The organism is Aporhodopirellula aestuarii (assembly GCF_023701485.1).
Taxonomy (GTDB): Bacteria; Planctomycetota; Planctomycetia; order Pirellulales; family Pirellulaceae; genus Rhodopirellula; species Rhodopirellula aestuarii.
The window spans coordinates 419,640-437,200 of record NZ_JAMQBK010000039.1; the positions used below are offsets into that span (position 1 = coordinate 419,640).

Annotated in this window: 14 protein-coding genes and 1 tRNA gene; 11 read left to right on the forward strand and 4 right to left on the reverse strand. The window is 57.0% G+C overall.

The features are described 5' to 3' along the window. The first annotated feature begins 49 nt into the window (after nucleotides 1-49). Together NB063_RS15740 and NB063_RS15745 are read left to right on the forward strand one after the other, a co-directional pair. Nucleotides 50-1,510, forward strand: coding sequence for a sulfatase family protein (locus tag NB063_RS15740; protein ID WP_250929687.1), 1,461 nt, complete (start codon nucleotides 50-52; stop codon nucleotides 1,508-1,510). A 455-nt stretch (nucleotides 1,511-1,965) separates the two neighbouring features. Then, a complete protein-coding gene (locus NB063_RS15745) occupies nucleotides 1,966-3,444 on the forward strand; it encodes a Gfo/Idh/MocA family protein (RefSeq protein WP_250929688.1) in 1,479 nt (492 codons plus the stop codon). Nucleotides 3,445-3,904: 460 nt separating this feature from the next. Here the strand turns inward: NB063_RS15745 and NB063_RS15750 are convergent, their stop codons facing one another. Next, nucleotides 3,905-4,330 carry a hypothetical protein gene (locus NB063_RS15750; protein ID WP_250929689.1) on the reverse strand — a complete coding sequence of 142 codons (426 nt, stop codon included), beginning with the start codon at nucleotides 4,328-4,330 and terminating at the stop codon, nucleotides 3,905-3,907. Between the two features lie 23 nt (nucleotides 4,331-4,353). Beyond that, a complete protein-coding gene (gene floA / locus NB063_RS15755) occupies nucleotides 4,354-5,373 on the reverse strand; it encodes a flotillin-like protein FloA (RefSeq protein ID WP_407652646.1) in 1,020 nt (339 codons plus the stop codon). Nucleotides 5,374-5,807: 434 nt separating this feature from the next. Here floA and NB063_RS15760 point away from each other — a divergent pair, with 434 nt between their 5' ends. From NB063_RS15760 to NB063_RS15770, 3 genes are all read left to right on the forward strand, one after another. Beyond that, nucleotides 5,808-6,752 carry a DNA integrity scanning protein DisA nucleotide-binding domain protein gene (locus NB063_RS15760; RefSeq protein ID WP_250929691.1) on the forward strand — a complete coding sequence of 315 codons (945 nt, stop codon included), beginning with the start codon at nucleotides 5,808-5,810 and terminating at the stop codon, nucleotides 6,750-6,752. Between the two features lie 121 nt (nucleotides 6,753-6,873). Then, a complete protein-coding gene (locus NB063_RS15765) occupies nucleotides 6,874-8,298 on the forward strand; it encodes a class II fumarate hydratase (RefSeq protein WP_250929692.1) in 1,425 nt (474 codons plus the stop codon). Nucleotides 8,299-8,369: 71 nt separating this feature from the next. Then, complete coding sequence (locus NB063_RS15770; RefSeq protein ID WP_250929693.1) at nucleotides 8,370-8,921, forward strand: RNA 2'-phosphotransferase; 552 nt, start codon at nucleotides 8,370-8,372, stop codon at nucleotides 8,919-8,921. 41 nt (nucleotides 8,922-8,962) lie between these two features. Here the strand turns inward: NB063_RS15770 and NB063_RS15775 are convergent, their stop codons facing one another. Further along, nucleotides 8,963-11,170, reverse strand: a complete 2,208-nt coding sequence (locus tag NB063_RS15775) for a sigma 54-interacting transcriptional regulator (protein WP_250929740.1) — start codon at nucleotides 11,168-11,170, stop codon at nucleotides 8,963-8,965. A gap of 136 nt (nucleotides 11,171-11,306) precedes the next feature. Here NB063_RS15775 and NB063_RS15780 point away from each other — a divergent pair, with 136 nt between their 5' ends. From NB063_RS15780 to surE, 4 genes are all read left to right on the forward strand, one after another. Continuing rightward, nucleotides 11,307-12,743: a DUF1598 domain-containing protein gene (locus tag NB063_RS15780; protein ID WP_250929694.1), complete on the forward strand. Its 1,437-nt coding sequence runs from the start codon at nucleotides 11,307-11,309 to the stop codon at nucleotides 12,741-12,743. A 117-nt stretch (nucleotides 12,744-12,860) separates the two neighbouring features. Then, nucleotides 12,861-13,901 carry a mechanosensitive ion channel family protein gene (locus tag NB063_RS15785; RefSeq protein ID WP_250929695.1) on the forward strand — a complete coding sequence of 347 codons (1,041 nt, stop codon included), beginning with the start codon at nucleotides 12,861-12,863 and terminating at the stop codon, nucleotides 13,899-13,901. A gap of 426 nt (nucleotides 13,902-14,327) precedes the next feature. Beyond that, entirely contained in the window at nucleotides 14,328-15,152 is an 825-nt protein-coding gene (locus tag NB063_RS15790) for a hypothetical protein (protein ID WP_250929696.1), read from the forward strand. A gap of 191 nt (nucleotides 15,153-15,343) precedes the next feature. Beyond that, nucleotides 15,344-16,198: a 5'/3'-nucleotidase SurE gene (surE, locus tag NB063_RS15795; RefSeq protein WP_250929697.1), complete on the forward strand. Its 855-nt coding sequence runs from the start codon at nucleotides 15,344-15,346 to the stop codon at nucleotides 16,196-16,198. On the opposite strand, the gene NB063_RS15800 is transcribed toward surE, so the two are convergent. Continuing rightward, nucleotides 16,195-16,440, reverse strand: a complete 246-nt coding sequence (locus tag NB063_RS15800; protein ID WP_250929698.1) for a carbon storage regulator — start codon at nucleotides 16,438-16,440, stop codon at nucleotides 16,195-16,197. The two genes, surE and NB063_RS15800, sit on opposite strands and share 4 nt — an antisense overlap. Nucleotides 16,441-16,917: 477 nt before the next feature. Here NB063_RS15800 and NB063_RS15805 point away from each other — a divergent pair. Further along, a tRNA-Asn gene (locus NB063_RS15805) sits at nucleotides 16,918-16,990 on the forward strand. Between the two features lie 210 nt (nucleotides 16,991-17,200). Continuing rightward, nucleotides 17,201-17,350: a hypothetical protein gene (locus NB063_RS15810; RefSeq protein ID WP_250929699.1), complete on the forward strand. Its 150-nt coding sequence runs from the start codon at nucleotides 17,201-17,203 to the stop codon at nucleotides 17,348-17,350. Nucleotides 17,351-17,561 lie beyond the last annotated feature (211 nt).

The following is a 17,561-nucleotide window of genomic DNA, read 5'->3' on the forward strand; positions in this document are numbered from 1 at the left end:
GAGGGCTTGTTTCGATTCCCCACTCAAACTAGTCAGACGAGTTCAAGACATGAAGCCTCTCGAATCCATGGTTTTGCTGATCTGTTTCTTGTTGATTGTCAGCTGTTTGGGACAGGGCGATTGTCGGGCGGATGAAGTGACGCGGCCCAACGTCGTGCTGGTGATGGCCGACGACATGGGGTGGGGGCAAACGGGCTACTATCAGCATCCGATTCTCAAGACTCCTCATCTCAATGAGATGGCCGCTAATGGGTTGAGGCTGGATCGGTTTTACGCGGCCGGTCCGGTCTGTTCACCGACACGAGCGAGTGTGCTGACAGGACGAACGCATAATCGCACGGGCGTTTTGTCACATGGGTACGCACTGCATCGCCAAGAACGCTCGCTCGCATCGGCAATGCAAGCGGCGGGGTACGCGACGAGCCATTTCGGGAAATGGCATCTCAATGGTATACGCGGACCCGGGGTGCCTGTGTTGGCATCGGACGATCATCATCCCGGCCATTTCGGATTCGATCATTGGTTGACCGTCACGAACTTTTTTGACGTCAATCCGATCATGAGCCGCATGGGTGAATTCGAAGAGTTCGAAGGCGATTCATCGGAGATTGTGGTCGCGGAAGCGTTGAAACATATCGGCGAAATCGTCAGCGACGATCGGGAGTTCTTCACGGTGATTTGGTACGGTTCACCTCATAGTCCCTGGGAAGCCTTGCCGCAGGATCAAATCCCCGGTGAGCAAGTAAAGTCCGCACACCACCATGGTGAACTGGTCGCGATGGATCGCAGTATCGGTACCCTTCGCTCGGGTTTGAAGCAGCTCGGTGTTGATCAAAACACACTCATTTGGTTCTGTAGCGACAATGGCGGCCTTGCCGGTGTCGGACATGACTCCGTCGGCGGCCTCCGTGGTCACAAGGGGACGGTTTGGGAGGGAGGAATCCGGGTTCCCGCGATCGTTGAGTGGCCTGCCGCAATCAGCCCACGTGTAACGTCTTATCCGGCGTCAACGATGGATATCTTTCCGACGCTCGTGGATCTGCTCGGTCTGCCGAGTGAGTCGATGTTAGATCTCGTCGATGGGATGAGTATCAAGCCGTTGTTCTTTGGCGAGATCGGAGCACGCACGAAACTGATTCCGTTTCGTTACCAAGACAAAGCTGCAATCGTCGACAACAACTTGAAGATTGTTCAGGAGAACATTGGTCGCGATAAGTATCTGCTCTTTGACCTGGACGCCGACAAGACCGAGTCCAACGATCTGTTCTCGGAGCGGCCAGCGGATGCACAGCGACTACGACAGCAGTTGGACGAGATGGTCGAGTCGATTGCCAACAGTCAATCCGGTGTCGATTATGCCGAGGGCAAAGTGACTCGTGAGGGGCCGCACGGCCGGTATTGGCGTGAAATCCCTGAGTACCAACCCTATCTTGCCGACTGGGCTCAGCGGCCAGAGTACAAGGGACAGACTGTTCGAAAAGCGAATCGGAAAGCCAAATCAGGGCAATAGCTCATTCTGATATTATGGTTTTCTTTGCTAAATGAGCGTGACCGAGCGAAGGTGTGCGCAATTACCTACAGGCCTTTTGAATGAAGGCCGTTCGCTATGTTTGTTTGCCGGCGTGTGTCGTTTGCTGTTGGGGATGGCTTTACATGCCCTTCGAAAGTTCGATCGACAGAACGCTCTGGCATCTCTTGGCTGACATGCAGGAGACGACGCTGACGTCCTCGTGATGTGAACCGTATTTGTTGTTCGCGTGTTCGCGATGTGTCCTGCACTGGATCGCAGACGTTGTCTTCTGTTTCCACCGTCGTCCATACAGCGTAGCGATGGGGCTACAATGGTTTCGATCCGTTGTCGTGGCTTGTGTCGACTGTTCCACGTTGAATGGACGGCGCGAGCGATCTGAGAGATTTCCCGTCATCACGTTTTATCCCTTTCCAAGTCTCTGTCAGGATTTACCTATGAACCAACAGTCTCCGGACGCAAGCCGTCGGAATTTCATTAAGCAGTCAGCCGGGGCTGCTGCAGCGGCCACCACCATCGGGCTCTCTGCCCAAAGAGCAAACGCTGCGGCGGGGGCCAACGAGCGGATGCGGATCGGATTCATCGGGCCCGGTGGTCGGGGTTTCGGGGCGCACGTGAAATCGCTGTGTGAATTGCACGGCGAAGGTCGCAAGATTGAGTTGGTGGCTGTCGCGGAAGTTTATAAAACTCAGCGGGATCGCGTCGCGGATTACATCAAAGAAAAGACGGGAACCGATCCCGGTCGATATGTCGACTACAACGACATGATCGAGAAGGAAAACCTCGATGCAGTTTGCATTGGCACCCCAGACCATTGGCATCACAAGCAAACGGTTGATTCGCTCAAAGCGGGGCTGAACGTTTACTGCGAAAAGCCGATGACAAAGACGGTGGAAGAAGCCTTCAGTGTCGAGAAGCACTGGAAGGAAAGTGGCAAGGTGATGCAGGTTGGTGTGCAATCAACCAGCCTTCCCGTTTGGGACGAGGTTCGCGCGTTGCTGCAGGACGGGAAGCTCGGCAAGGTCCTGGGCTTCCAAACCGAGTATTTTCGAAACAGTGACGTCGGACAATGGCGTTACTACAAGCTCGAAAAAGACATGAGCCCCGCCACGATCGATTGGAATCGGTGGTTGGGGGTTAATGAAGGATTGGCACCCGATCAACCTTTCGATCGTGAAGTCTACAAACAGTGGAGACGATTCTGGTCGTTCGGCAGCGGCATGTTCACGGACTTGTTCGTGCACCGCACCACCTCGATGCTCAAAGCCACCGGGTTGAGACTTCCGGGCCGCGTCACCGGCGCGGGCGGCATTTTTCTTGAATACGACGGTCGGGATGTTCCCGATGTGGCGACCGTGGTCGCTGACTTCAACGAGGGGGTTCAAGGACTCGTCACCGCGACGATGTGCAATCAGGAATCGCGTATCAATCAGTTGATCCGTGGCCACTTCGGCACGTTCACCTTTGGCAACGGCGAGCAGTTTGACGGTTTTGATTTCATTCCCGAACGCTCGCCCGTGACTCACGTTCGCCAGCAGGCCGAGCGGATCAAGACGACGCCGGTCAAGAACACCACGCTGGCTCACTTTACGAACTGGCTCGATGCCTGCGAGGCGGCCGATCCGATGAAGTGCAATAATCCTCCGGACCTGGGGGCGTCCGCAATTGCGGTCGTAAACTTGGGTGCACAGAGCTATCGCAACGGCAAGGTGTATTTTGTGGACGGCGACAAGCGTGAAGTCTCTACCGAGGATCCCGGTTGGGCGAGTCGGTGGGAGAAGCTCTCGTCAACACGTGGCAAACCCAATCACATCCCCGGTTGGAAAGCGGGTGATTACGGTAGCGAGCTGATCGATCCCGAATACATGAAATTCGCGGGACCTTGGACCAATGGTGAGGATCCCGCGAAAGGTTAGGCCCGCTCGACGCGCTTGGTATTTCGACACCGCCGGATCTCAGATTCGGCGGTGTTTTTTATTCCCAGCCGAGTCGCATCAGAGGCGGCGACTTAGCAGCCTCGACGTCGCCAGATGGTGGGCCGGTTCCTACGGCCAAATCAAGGCCGTACGGCGGGAAGTGAACCTACGTCGTTTACAAAAATGCTCAAGCGGGACAGCGCTACTTTTCACGTAGGTCGGTCTCTCGGGATGTCGATTGTTTTGGTGTTCTTTTTAGCGGAACGTCGCGAGCCGTCCGGTCCCGCGTTACCAGACGGCTCGCGCCGTTCCGCTACTTTTGAAATCCCGCAGTAATTACATCGACGTCTCTCAGAGACCGAGAATTGCGGGCGTGACCCGCTTCCGGAGCTTCGGAAAAGCTCCGTTACGTGAGACGCGAAAACGCCAATGCGTCTGCCTGAAAGTGATGCGGCGCGGCTTAAAAGCGAGGGCGATTGAGGATCTCGCGGACTAAGAATGCCTGGCGCACTCCGCCGGGGCGTTGAAACATCGCCCTGATCTCGCTCGCGGTGCTGGGGCGAGTTTTTACGGGACCGCCACTGGCGTGGGGGATGCCTGCCGAGTGTTCGCTTGGGGCGAGGCCGGTGCTCCTGTCACTAAGCTCTCGTTCGAGTGTTTCCTCCTCGAGGATCTCAATCCCGACAACGTGTTCATCCTCCTCTTCGTCGTCATAGCCGAATTGTGCGGCATCGACGCGACGCTCATGCAGTGCGCTGGTGTACTGGCGTGGTCGCGAGCGAGTTTCTTGTTCCGCCTGTCGTTGAGCTTCGGCACGTATCTCCAGCGACTTTTGCTGTCGAATGGCGGCGGCACGGCGAAGGAACTCTTCGAGATCGTTGGGCATCGTGGGTGACCTACGTACGGAGATTATTGGTGAGCATTGATGCTGGCCGATTCAGGTCGTTCGCCTGACAGCGAGCGACGCATCTCGGTATCTGCGATCACGTTCTGCATGCGGTAGTAATCCATGATCATCAATTTGCCGCTCCGGAAGGCTTCGGCCATCGCACGAGGCACAGCCGCTTCCGCTTCGACCACTTCGGCTCGGCTCTTTTCGATCTTGGCTTGCATCTCTTGTTCTTCGGCGACCGCGGCGGCCCGTTTGCTTTCGGCGTTGGCTCGGGCGACAGCCGTGTCGGCTTCGGCTTGGTCGGCTTGCAAGCGGGCACCGATGTTTGCACCGACATCGATGTCAGCGATGTCGATCGATACGATTTCGAACGCGGTTTGCGAATCGAGTTTCTTCGCGAGCACCGCTTTGCTGATCACGTCGGGGTTTTCCAAGACCGCTTTGTGGTTGTCGGCGCTACCGATCGCACTGACGATGCCCTCGCCGACCCGCGCGATGATCGTCTCCTCGGTGGCACCGCCGATCAGTTGTTGCAAGTTCGCACGTACGGTCACACGGGCTTTGACCTTCAATTGGATCCCGTCTTTGGCGACGGCATCGAGCGACGGTTTGACCGAGCCGCGGGGTGGGCAATCGATGACTTTCGGATAGACGCTCGTTTGAACCGATTCGAGCACATCGCGTCCTGCCAAATCGATCGCGGTCGCTTCACGGAAGGTCAGCGAGATCGTTTTGGCTTTCTTTGCCGCGATCAGGGCGCGGATGACTTGTTGAACATTTCCGCCGGCGAGGTAGTGAGCCTCCAGAGCCCCGCCGGTCAGTTCCGGGTCGTCGAGACCGGCTTGGGTCGCCATGATTTTGCTGCGGACGATCGCACGTGCGTTCACTTTGCGAAACGTCATCGCGATCAAATTTGAGAAGCCGATGTTCGACTTCGTCAGCACGGACTGAATCCACAGCCCGAAATAGTTCGCGAATACGAAAAAGATGACCACGATGGCGACAAAAATCACCAACGCACCGATCAGCGCGATCATGCTCCCGTTTGAGATCGCGGCAGCAATTCGCGGAACGGAGGCCAATGTTTCGTGAAGCTGGTTCATAGGTCTTATCGAGGAGAATGGTGCAGACGATCACGGAAGGGGTGATTTATCGGTTGTCTCGGTATTGTAGCAGCGTCGACACGGTTGGTGTGTGGGCGAGATGGCAATCTGGGGCACGATACTAGGGAGCGTCACTATGGAAGTCAGGCGTGTTCAGTTAAACTGGGGCCTTGTCACCGTTTGCCATTCCGTTTAGCTGACGGGGATCGCATCAAAGTACCCCGTGCGGCCCAGATTTTCGGGAAGGACGCTCACACGCCTTTGCCTCACGCCCTTTGGGACGGTGACATTCCATTTCCAGACGTCGTGCAGTTTCCGCTCGCTGATTGACGTTTGTTTTATCCACCCTCTGATCAAATTTACTTCTGATGGCAACTCAACGACTGACGAAACACAACGCAGCGATGATCCGCGCGGGCGTTACGTTGTTGGCCGATCGTGGGGCGGATGCCCTGTTGTTGCTGTTGGACGGTGGGACCGATTGGAAACGCGTTGCGGAATTGACGGAGGCGACGAAACACACGGTGATCATTGCCGTCGACACACTCGAGGATCTTGACGGGGCTGCCGAAGCGGGACTGCGTCCACTGGCACTGAACAAGGAAAAGGCGCCTTTTCTCGAGCGACTTCAGGAAGCACTGCTTGAATCGGCTGCCGACGAGCTGATTCGCACCAATGGCGAGGTGGTCGCCGTGTACAGCGGTTTTCAGCAGGGGCGGCTCGACTCGATCAGTCACCTGCAGTTGGACGAGCGGATGCGGAGGTTCACCGTCCGCGACCTGCAAACGCTCGAAAGCAGCGTCCCGCTGAAAACGATCAAGGCCGTCGTCGACTTGGCGTCACAAATCGGTCGGGAAGGCCGCGAAGGCAAACCGGTGGGCACGATGTTTGTCGTCGGTGATACCCGCAAAGTGCTCGAGCACGCCAACGACAGCGGCGTGGATCCGTTTCGTGGGTACAACAAAAAGCACCGCAACCTGCTCGACCCGAAGGTTCAAGAGGACGCCAAGGAAGTCGCCCAGCTCGATGGGGCCTTCGTCGTCACCAGCGAAGGGATCATCGAACGCAGCCGTCAGATGCTCGAGGTCTCTCACGAAGACCTCAAAATGACCAAAGGACTGGGGTCGCGACATTGGGCCGCAGCCGCGATCACGAGGAAAACGAAAGCCGTTTCGGTCGTCATCAGCCAGTCCACCGGGACCGTGCGATTGTACCAAAATGGCTTTTTAATCCTGCAAATCGTGCCGATGGACAAGGCCGTCAAGTGGCAAGAATTTGCCTTCGAACCGCCTCCGCAGTCCAGCGAAGACTGAGTCGGGTGACGCGCGTCTGGTCGTTCGCGCCCTGCCTCGGATTTGTTAGCTTCATCGTGTAATGAGGAACCCCACGTCGGGGCTCGCTTTTTCCGTAGCCAACCAATCCGATTCATCCACCATGACGAAGACACGAACCGAACGCGACTCGATGGGCGAGGTTCACGTTCCCGCAGACGCTTATTACGGCGCTCAGACCCAACGCGCGGTCGAGAACTTCCCCGTCAGTGGCTGGCAGTTGCCGCCGTCGATGATCTCGGCGATGGGACGTGTCAAATTAGCCTGCGGAATCGCCAACCGTGATCTCGGTAAGCTCACCGGCACCGGAAAGAACCCGCTCACGGACAAACAGGTCGAGTCGATGCTCGCCGCGGCCACCGAAGTCGCCGAAGGGAAACTCACCGGCCAATACCCGGTCGACGTTTTCCAGACCGGCAGCGGGACGAGCAGCAACATGAACGTCAACGAGGTGATCAGCAATCGTGCGATCGAAATTGACGGCGGCGACCGCATGGCCGAAGTCAAGCCGATCCATCCCAATGACCACGTCAACATGGGACAGAGCACCAATGACACGTTCCCCACTGCGATTCACGTCGCCACGGCGGTCGAAATTCAAAACGAATTGATCCCCACGCTCCAGCGGATGCTCGCGTCGCTGCAAGAGAAAGTCAAAGCCTGGGACAAGATCATCAAGATCGGACGAACGCACTTGATGGACGCCACGCCATTGCGGCTCGGCCAAGAATTCAGCGGCTTCGCTCGTCAAATTGAAATGTCGATCGGCCGCGCCGAACGTGCCCGCGACGCCGTTTTGGAATTGCCCGTCGGTGGCACCGCGGTCGGCAGCGGTATCAACACGCATCCTGAATTTGGGTCTCGCGTCGCCGCCAACCTGGCTGAGCAAACCGGGATCGCGTTCGTCGAAGCGGTCAATCATTTCGAAGGTAACGCCAACCGTGACGGATTGGTCGAAGCCCATGGCCAGTTGAAGTGCATCGCCCAAACTCTGCTGGGGATGGCCAACAACATCCGTTGGCTCGGAAGCGGTCCACGGTGCGGGTACTACGAAGTCAAATTGCCGACCCGCCAACCCGGCAGCTCGATCATGCCCGGCAAGGTCAACCCGGTCATGTGCGAATCGTTGATGCAGATCGCCGCACGCGTGATCGGTAACGACGCGACGATGACGATCAGCGGCGGATGCGGCGGTAATTTCCAGCTCAATATCATGATGCCCGTCATGGCCCACACGGTGCTGGAATCGATCCGGTTGCTCGATGGCGGATGCTCAGCATTCATCGACTTCTGCCTCGACGGGATGGAAGCCAACGAAGAATCCTGTAACGCTGCCGTTGAACAATCCTTGTCGATGTGCACAAGTCTGAATCCGTTGATCGGATACGAGCAAGCGGCGGCATTGGCCAAGGAAGCATTCAAGACCGGACAAACGATCCGCGAGCTATGCGTGCAGAAGAACATTCTTCCCGAAGATCAGCTCACCGAAGCACTGGATCCTTGGAAGATGACCGAACCGCAAGCGTGATGAGATTGTCGTGAGGAGTGAACCTTTCGTTTCGGTCCAAATCATCGGTCGACACAACACATCACTCCATCATGAACACGAATCTCACCCGGACGAGCAAATTCCTCAGTCTGGTGCTGCGGCATCGGCCTGAGGTGATCGGGTTGCGGCTCGATGCTGAAGGTTGGCTCGACATCAATGAATTGATCGCCAGCGCGAACCAGCGTGGCACCGCGATCACGTTGGAACAGCTTCACGAAGTCGTTGCCACGTGTGAGAAGAGGCGTTTTGCTCTCAGCGACGATGGGCTTCGCGTTCGCGCCAATCAAGGGCATTCGGTCGCAGACGTTGAGCTGAACCTTCCATCAACCCAGCCGCCTGACCAGCTGTTTCATGGCACCGTCGCGGTGTTTCTTGACAGCATTCGCGAGCAGGGTTTGCGGCGGCGTTCTCGCAATCACGTGCATTTGTCGGCGGATCGCGAAACGGCCACCAAGGTCGGTTCGCGTCGCGGCGTCCCTGTCATCCTTGCCGTGAATGCAGGTGAAATGAATGATGCCGGGCACGTGTTCTACCGCTCGGCAAACGGCGTCTGGCTGACCAATCACGTGCCACCTCGATTTCTCGCGTTCCCCGAAAATTGAACCGAGACGTCATGCAGCGATCCAAAGTCGCTTGGCGTTTTCTAGTCAGACTTGGAATCTTCTGCGGCGTATCGCTTGAGCTTGCGATCGAGCGTGCTGCGTTCGATGCCGAGTATCGTGGCCGACTGGCTCTTATTGCCGCCGGTGCTGTTGAGCACCCGCTCGATATGTTTTCGTTCGAGTTCGGCGAGCGAAATGGCGGGAGTGGATCCGTTTGGTCCAGTGGGTGAACTAGTCGCGGCCATCGAAATTGACCCGGCACCCGTTGGCGATGGCGTCGGGCTTCCATGAACAGCCCGCGTGAGCATCAACTCGTCAGGTCCGATTTCATGCAACCCACGCACATCGAGCGGCGCCATTACGACAGCACGTTCGATCACGTTACGTAGTTCGCGGACGTTACCCGGCCATGAATACTCCAGCAACTTCTGGCTCGCCTCGCGTGTCAACTTCATCGGGCCGCGACCCATCGTTTGCACAAACGTGTTGACGAAGTGTTCGGCCAAAAGCACGACGTCGCGGCCCCGCTCTCGCAGCGGTGGGACGATGATCTCGATCACGTTGAGTCGGTAGAAAAGGTCTTGTCGAAACGTGCCGGCCTGCACCATCGCTTGCAAGTCACGGTGTGTCGCCGCGATCACCCTCACATCGACGTGAACCGCCGTATGGCCACCAACTCGTTCAAAAGGATGCCCTTCGAGAACCCGCAGCAGTTTGGCTTGTAGGTCCAAATTCATTTCGCCGATTTCGTCGAGCATCAGCGTGCCACCGGACGCGGCTTCGAATTTGCCTTTCTTCTGTTCGGTTGCACCCGTGAAGGCGCCCTTCTCGTGACCAAACAACTCACTTTCGAGTAGATCCTTCGACAGTGCCGCGCAATTCAAACAAACCATCGGCTCGTCCGCGCGGGGACTCGCAAAGTGAATCGCTGACGCAACGAGTTCCTTCCCCGTGCCCGATTCTCCACGCAACAAAACCGCTGCACCGGAGCGAGCGACTTGCGCGATCTGATATTGCACGTCCGCGATCTTGTCGCTCCGGCCCAGTATCTCCACCCGACCGGCGAGTTGTTTTCGTAGTCGGCGGATCGTCTCGCGAGATTGATGCAGGGTCTGTTCGAGTTGTTGCCGCCGTACGAGCGATCGGCAGGCTTCACAAAAAATCTCGCACGCCGTGACGATCATTGCCAAGTCGCGTTCGCCCAACGAAGGATCGCCCGCCGTTGTGATCACGTGTAACAATCCACCTGCCCTCGACGAGCCATTGTCCGAATCGTCCTGTTCCGAAGTCGGCAGGCTCAACGGCACCAAAACGATTGATTCCACATCGATCTCGCCGCGGGTGTCCTCCGTCGCGAGCCGGCGATCGCCGACGACGTTGCGGGCGAGCAGTGCGGACGCGCCGGGGAAGCGAATTTGGCGTACCAGTGATTCGGGTGGGCGACGATAGCGATGCCCTTCTCGCTGGTGAACGTGGCGAGGCATCGGCAGCTCGCGATCGGAATCGAAAAAGTACAGCCCGATCTCCGCGGCTGGCAATTGTCCGGCGAGCGTTTGGATCAAGAGTTCTGCTGCCGGATCAAAATCGTCTGCGGGACTCTCCAGGCGTCCCATCGCAAACGCCATCTGCAACAGCGATAGGTCTGACGAAGACCCGTCGGAGCGTTGCAACGAGGTTCGGCTGTCTGGCCGGCTTGTTTCGCCAGGCGATCTAGGTTGACCGGTCTGCCCCGCTCTCTTTGTTTTGCCAGACTCGCCAGTTTCTGTCCCTGAGTTTCTCTGGCCGGACATGCCCAGCGTGCTTGCGGGTGATCGCGACACGATGTCCAGCCATTCGGCGTCCGCCTCACTTGCGAAATCGTCTCCGAGCATCAAATCGTCTTGCGTCGCATCGTCTTCGTGATTTTGCCCGAGGCGTTCGCTCGACGACGGTCCCGATCCCGACCAATGCGTTAAATCATGTGTGAATCGCATTTCGAACCCGGCGACTTGTAAACGGTCGCCTTCGCTAAGCCGGGTGGCTTGGGCAATTCGGGAGTCATTGACGAAGACGCCGTTACGGCTGCCGAGGTCCTCGATAAACCAGCTTGTTTCATCGCAGGCCAACCTGGCATGACGACGACTCGCACGTCCGCTACGCAAAACGACCTGGTTTTCTGACGATCTCCCTAGCACAACCTCCGACGGAGGGGCTAAACGGTACACGTCAGTCCAGCGTGAGCCTCGATGGAGCACCAAATAGGCATCCATTATCGAGGAAACGGCGGGTGGCGAGGAAGGCTTGCTTGTCACTGGAAAACACCACAACTATTCTACACGGTTGCTTATACTATCAATCGTAGTCCCGATCCTACGAAACTTTTCACCTGAGCAGGAATCTGTCTCGATGCGTTCTCTCTTCCGACGCCCGTTTAACACCACCTCCCGTCAATCTTCAGTGAATTCGCGTCGATTCGATCTGCCGAGGTTGGCTGGTCTGACGTGCTTGATGTTCGTTTTGTCCATGACGGTTGTGACGACGACCGCAAACGCAGGACTCGGACTCGGAAACCAGGGGGCGGTCGGCGGGGTCATGATTGATCCTGGCGGCAATGTGCGAGCCGCCACCTTGCAAGAACAAAAAGAGATGGCCGAAACGGTGCGGGCCGCGATCCAAGGACCCACCGGTGACTTGGCCGATGCGACCGGCAAACGCGTCGTGTCGCTCGCGAAATTGCAGCAGGCTCTTCGCGAAATGCACGAAACCGGCGGACGGTTGGATGACGAGACCGCATTCCTCGCCGGGCTCCAACGAATCGAATACGTCGTTGTTGATGAAGAAAACAACGACATTCTGCTCGTCGGCCCCGCCGAACCGTGGGAAGTGCGTGCAGATGGTGCCGTCGTCGGCAAGCAATCTGGCGGCTCGGTACTACGTCTCGATGATCTCGTCGCGGCGTTTCGTAGCGTCGAAGAGGCCCGTCGTGAGGGCGGCATCCGCTGCTCGATCGAGCCGACCGCTGAAGGTCGTCAACGTCTCCGCGGATTTCTCAAAAACGTCAAGCTGCGCCCCGGCCAAAATCCCGCTTTCCTCGAAGCTGGAATGCGGGAAGCCTTTGGTCCCCAAATGGTCACGCTCGCCGGGGTTGCTCCGGACAGCCGTTTTGCCCGGACACTCGTCGCGGCCGACTTCGAGATGAAGCGAATCGCGATGGCACTCACCGAGTCGCCCGTCAAAGGGTTGCCGAGTTATCTCGAAATGGCCAAAAACAAACGTCAATCGGCCGCTCAAAGTCCACGGTGGTGGATGGCATGTAACTACGACGCCGTCGCCCGTGATGCGGATGGCCAGGTCTGGAAGATCAGCGGCCAAGGCGTCAAAACCATGACCGAAGAGGACATCGTCGCCGCTGACGGCAGCGTGGAATCCGACGGACGCAAAGATCCGCTGGCGGTCAAATGGGCAGATACGATGACCGAAAAGTACGATGCGTTGTCGAAAGAACGGCCCGTTTTCCGCGATTTGCGTAACGTGATGGACCTCGCCGTCATCGCCACCTTGATCACCCAGGAACAGCTCGATCAACGCAGCGGAATCGATCTCAATGTCTTGCGTGGTGGCGATTCGTTGATCGAAACTGCCCACTACGTTCTGCCTCAATCACTCGCGCCCCAGTGCAGTTTCATCCATGGACGCGCCGGTTGGACCGTGACGGCGTCGGGAGGGGTGAATATCAACGCGTTCGGAATCGTCGAAAACCAAGTCGAGCAACCCGAACTGCAAACGCTCGTTTCGGTGCGTGATGCGGACCACTCGAGTCGTTGGTGGTGGGACGGCAAGTAAGCGGAGGTAGCTTTTCTCGTCTTGATTTTGCTGCCGGGCAATCGGTAAACCAGGGAGGTTTCGCAGTCGACACTGAAGTCGCTGCGACCGTTTCGTCCTTCTTGTTTTTGTACCGGCATGAATCAATCGCAGAATTTCCCCATCAATGCGGGAACCGTCGTTACCGAACCAGCCGCGGTGCAAACCGCCGCTGAAAACACGCCGATTGTCGATCCACCAGGGATCGCGGATGCCACTTCCGCGTTGATTTCCAACATGACCAACGGGGATTTCTCCGGCGTGGCTGCTTACGCGACCACGCATCTCGCCCCCGCGGTTCTTTCTGCTGGGATCGGACTATTTGTCATCTTCCTGGGGTATCTCGTTGCGAAATACCTGATGCGAATCGTTAGCCAACCGGTATGCCGCCGTGTCGATGAAACGCTCGGCAAATTCGTTGGCAAGATGGTTTTCTATCTCACGATGTTCGGCGTCGTCGGTGCCGTGCTCAGCAAACTCGGGGCACCGTTGGGCGGTCTTGCCGCGATGTTGGCCGCCGCCGGTTTTGCGATCGGTTTGGCCTTCCAAGGCACGCTCAGTAATTTCGCAGCAGGCGTGCTGATGCTCGTCTTCCGGCCCTTCAAAGTCGGCGACGTCGTGACCGCGGCGTCGGTGACCGGCAAAGTCAACGAGATCGATCTGTTCACGACCACTCTCGATACGCCCGACAACCGCCGCATTATCGTCCCCAACAGTTCGATCGCGGGTGGCACCATCGAGAACATGACTCACCACGCCCACCGACGCGTCGAAGTTTGTGTGGGCGTCGATTACACCGCCGATTTGCAAACGACTCGCGAGGCATTGCAGCGGGCGATCGACAATCTCGCCTCGTACACGATTCCCGGCGAAGGACGCGGTGGCGCCGTGATTTTGGCTGGACTCGGTGATAGCGCCGTTGAATGGAAAGTTCGGTTGTGGGTTTCCGCCAAAGATTACTGGCCGGTAAACGAAATGCTGATCGGCGAAGTCAAAACCCAGCTCGATTCGGCTGGCGTTTCGATTCCGTTCCCACAAATGGATGTCCACGTGAAAACAGGGACAGATGCCATTCTCACGGCATCCCAATCTTCGCGAGTTCGGCCTGCCCGCCGCGCCGCCGATCGGCTCGCAAGCTAAACGCATTTCTATTGTTGCTGCAGCCACCGTCGCCAGGCGGTGGGCTATTTTTCTGTAGCCACCGTCGCCAGACGGTGGACTATTTTTCTGTAGTAGCCACCGTCGCCAGACGGTGGACGCGTTTTGGCTTTTCGAGTCACCACCCTGGGCCGCAGTCGCTGTGCTGCCAATCTTCTCTGTCACTGATGACAAGCCCCCCAATCATTCGCCGTTAGTCATCAGACCGTAGGCTTCGCGTCGCTCCCTCGTGTTTGGTGCTTCCGCGTTGGCGGCGGAGTCGCGAGGGGCGCCCGAGCGTTCAAAGCCTGCGAAGAACACCCTGCAGCCAATGCCTCCCTCGGTGTTCAAACGGTCACAACCGACTATCCTGTAATGCCGACGCGACGCAAACTTGCGGCAACGGCATTCCGTGCAAAAGGGCGAACGATGTGGCACACGAGCGACGGTGATCGAACTCTGGTCGACGACGAAGCGATCTTGGTCCGCAGCGCGATCGACTCCCTCGTTGACCATTTGCTTGATCGGCTCAATCACGAGTCTCGCGATCGAGAACAGGTGGCTTCCCAGCGATTCGATTTCGAAATCGGTGTCTATCTTTTCGACGTGTTGACGCCAAACCAGCAGATCGGATTGCTGCACACGGTGGCCAAGTATTTGCTCGAACCCACCGACGATGTGCTTGAACTCACCGCGGCGAGCGAGTCTGCTGTCGCGGCGATCTACGCTCACGCCTTGCGTCAAATTGAGATCGAAATCGAGATCTCGGAATTCGCCCTCAGTGACTCCCCGAGGAGCGAATTCGATCAGGAGGCCGCGACGGAAGCCTTACTCGATCCGGTTCATGCTGACTTTCTTGATTTCGATGCACTCAGTTCTGGTTTCTCGCAATTTGCCTACGAAACAGATCCCTTCTACTGGCGACGGCTCGCCCGGAATGCCTACACCGGCGCGGGAGAATTCGAGTTGGTGAACGAGGCGGCGGACGTCGACATGGGGCCCGATCTCCACTGCACCGATATCGAACAGTGGCGGTTTCTCGTTGACTGCCTCTGTGATTGGGTGCTATGGGATCGAGATTTTGAAATGGCCGCCTGTTTTCTCGATGCCGATCCCGCGCGTGCCTCAGAAACCAGATCCATCATGGGGATTGAAGATGACTATTTTACCTGCATCGTGCGGGATCCCAAGACGGCCGAAATTCCAAACCTCGTGTCGGCAACCCGCGACATTGTCCGACGCAAGCCACGCTAGGAAGAGCTCGCGACATCAATTGTGAATTGGCCCTTCAGCGGTGACCGATTCGTCAGCCTTGCCTGCGTTGAACCCTATCTCGTTAGGGCGGCTGTCTTGGTCTCGGTATGAGATTGGGCGGTTCGGTAAATTGCCTCGCCTTGACGAAAGGCACTTATTTTTCAGTTCCAGCCAACATTAAAATGAACGGCATGCATTTTCTGATCACCAACGATGATGGGATCGACGCTCCCGGCCTCCAGTCGCTCTACGACGCGTTGTTGATTTACCTGACCGATCGCGGGTATGACGACGCCGAATTGATGGTTGTTGCACCCGATCGCGGCCGGAGTGAATGTGGCCATAGCGTCACGAGCACCCGGGACCTAACTGTTCGTCAGGCCCGGCCGGGTTGGATCAGCGTGGACGGAACACCAGTCGATTGTGTCCGCGTGGCCCTGACTTGTCTCTGTCCCGATGCCGTTGCAGTCTTTTCTGGTGTCAATGCGGGAGCGAATGTGGGGGTGGATTTAATGGTCAGCGGTACGTTCGCAGCTGCCCGCGAAGCGGCGATCCATGGAAAACCCGCGATGGCGATTTCCCACTACCGTCGTCCAGACATCCCCAAAACATGGGACCATGTCGGACGCTGGATCGAATCAACCCTCGACGATTTTTTCGCAGAGCAAGTTTCGTTGCCTGCCGGGAACCAGGAAAGTGGGGCGTCGTTCACTCAGGTGAACGGTTTTGACGACAAGTTCAAGACGAATCGACCGGTTTGGAACGTCAACTTGCCCGCGATCCCGCCTGAAACTGAGCAAACGCCACCGGTGGTCCGATGCTTTGTCGACACCACGTCCATGGTACGACGTGGACCTGAGCTCAGGCCTTTGTTGCAGCCGGACGTCGACAATGTTGCGTCCGATCTGCCCGTGAATGCCACGGTCAGGCTTGTTTCAGAATTTCACGACCGTCCCCGCATGAGGGGCTCGGATGTCGAGCAGTGTTTTGCCGGGAAAGTCACCGTTAGCTACGTGGATGCCCACGTTACGTCACAGGACTGCTAACGATCCATTTGGCCAGCGACGGCTACGCCGCGTTCCAACATCGATGCGACGGCTGACGGTGTGCCGCCGTCCGCCTTGGTCGATTTGGTGATTTGAGGGGCGAGTTCGCCACGCACGATCGAGATTTCACGGGGGGCTTCAATTCCGATCGCCACCCGGTTGCCCGCGATGCGGTTAACCGTGATCACGATGTTGTCACCGATTACGAGTTGTTCGCCTTCTTTGCGACTGAGAACCAACATGTTGAATCCTTTCAGGTATTCGTTGCTAAGTGGAGTTAAGGGAACGCTTTCTATCACTGCAAGCGGGAGCAAATTCTGAGCCTTGACATCGTCTGCGGCACTATTTTTATGCGTAAATTGAGTGTGTTTCAAAGAAAACTTAGTATTCTTCGAGTTTTAGCTGAATTTTGAAAATAAAAATGCCGAAGGTGGGGGATTCAGAATGAGCCGGTTTGCGTGACAAAAAGGGCGTTCTTTGGTCAAAACGAGACCAAGTCTCACGTTGAGACGATTCTTGGGAAGTGTGTCCCGTCTGACACAAGTACTATCAGCTGTCCCAGTGACACGTTTGGTCCACGGATTTCGGGTAGGGGTGAAATTTCAGGAAGAAATGTTTTGCCAACAGCGAAGACCCATCTTGAAGCCATGGGGCGACGTAGTTAACATCCCGTCCTCACAAGTGAGAGACGGATTGCAAGATCCAGCTCACGCTCCCAATCCCCTGTAGCTCAGTTGGTAGAGCAGGCGGCTGTTAACCGCCTTGTCGCAGGTTCGAGTCCTGCCGGGGGAGCTTTCTGGACGGTCGTTCGAACAGAACGTCGTCAGAGGTTAACACGGCGATGGCGTCCTCTTGGGCTCCATCGCCGTTTTTCGTTGCCGGAGCTGGCATGGGGTAGAATTCGCTCGGATCGCTCTCATTCCAAGCGAAATCTCGGTCAGGGCGTACTTCGGGAAAGAGTCGTAGGGCATAGGTGCCTGTTCGGCCCTTGGGGTCCGTCGAATGCAGTTCAATGACCTCGATGTAATGCTGGAGCAGTTCCCGGCACTCTTCCGCCGTGGCTGCGTCAATCAGCTCACCAATGTCTTCCCAATTCCTGACGAAACTCCGTGCTTGGTCAGTGATTTGCTCAACCGGGGCTTGTTGCTGTGACAGGTCCTTCAATTGATGCTTGAGGTCCGTTGCTTCGCTTTCCAATCGCTCCAATTCGTCTTGGACACTGACGAGCCCCTTGGCACCCATAGACTTCAGTACCTCGATCAACCGGCCGATCTCAGCTTTGTTGGTGCCAAGACGCTTACGAATCAGTTGTTCCCCATCTTGGAGTCGCTCAGATTCACCCTCCAGGTGAGAAATGGCTTCA

Bases quoted from the DNA above. Each gene is read 5' to 3' on its own strand.
- NB063_RS15750 (WP_250929689.1), bottom strand. From the start codon at position 4,330: ATGCCCAACGATCTCGAAGAGTTCCTTCGCCGTGCCGCCGCCATTCGA.
- NB063_RS15790 (WP_250929696.1), top strand. From the start codon at position 14,328: ATGTGGCACACGAGCGACGGTGATCGAACTCTGGTCGACGACGAAGCG.
- NB063_RS15770 (WP_250929693.1), top strand. From the start codon at position 8,370: ATGAACACGAATCTCACCCGGACGAGCAAATTCCTCAGTCTGGTGCTG.
- NB063_RS15810 (WP_250929699.1), top strand. From the start codon at position 17,201: ATGCAGTTCAATGACCTCGATGTAATGCTGGAGCAGTTCCCGGCACTC.
- surE (WP_250929697.1), top strand. From the start codon at position 15,344: ATGCATTTTCTGATCACCAACGATGATGGGATCGACGCTCCCGGCCTC.
- NB063_RS15740 (WP_250929687.1), top strand. From the start codon at position 50: ATGAAGCCTCTCGAATCCATGGTTTTGCTGATCTGTTTCTTGTTGATT.
- NB063_RS15760 (WP_250929691.1), top strand. From the start codon at position 5,808: ATGGCAACTCAACGACTGACGAAACACAACGCAGCGATGATCCGCGCG.
- floA (WP_407652646.1), bottom strand. From the start codon at position 5,373: ATGATCGCGCTGATCGGTGCGTTGGTGATTTTTGTCGCCATCGTGGTC.
- NB063_RS15765 (WP_250929692.1), top strand. From the start codon at position 6,874: ATGACGAAGACACGAACCGAACGCGACTCGATGGGCGAGGTTCACGTT.
- NB063_RS15775 (WP_250929740.1), bottom strand. From the start codon at position 11,170: ATGGATGCCTATTTGGTGCTCCATCGAGGCTCACGCTGGACTGACGTG.
- NB063_RS15780 (WP_250929694.1), top strand. From the start codon at position 11,307: ATGCGTTCTCTCTTCCGACGCCCGTTTAACACCACCTCCCGTCAATCT.
- NB063_RS15785 (WP_250929695.1), top strand. From the start codon at position 12,861: ATGAATCAATCGCAGAATTTCCCCATCAATGCGGGAACCGTCGTTACC.
- NB063_RS15745 (WP_250929688.1), top strand. From the start codon at position 1,966: ATGAACCAACAGTCTCCGGACGCAAGCCGTCGGAATTTCATTAAGCAG.
- NB063_RS15800 (WP_250929698.1), bottom strand. From the start codon at position 16,440: ATGTTGGTTCTCAGTCGCAAAGAAGGCGAACAACTCGTAATCGGTGAC.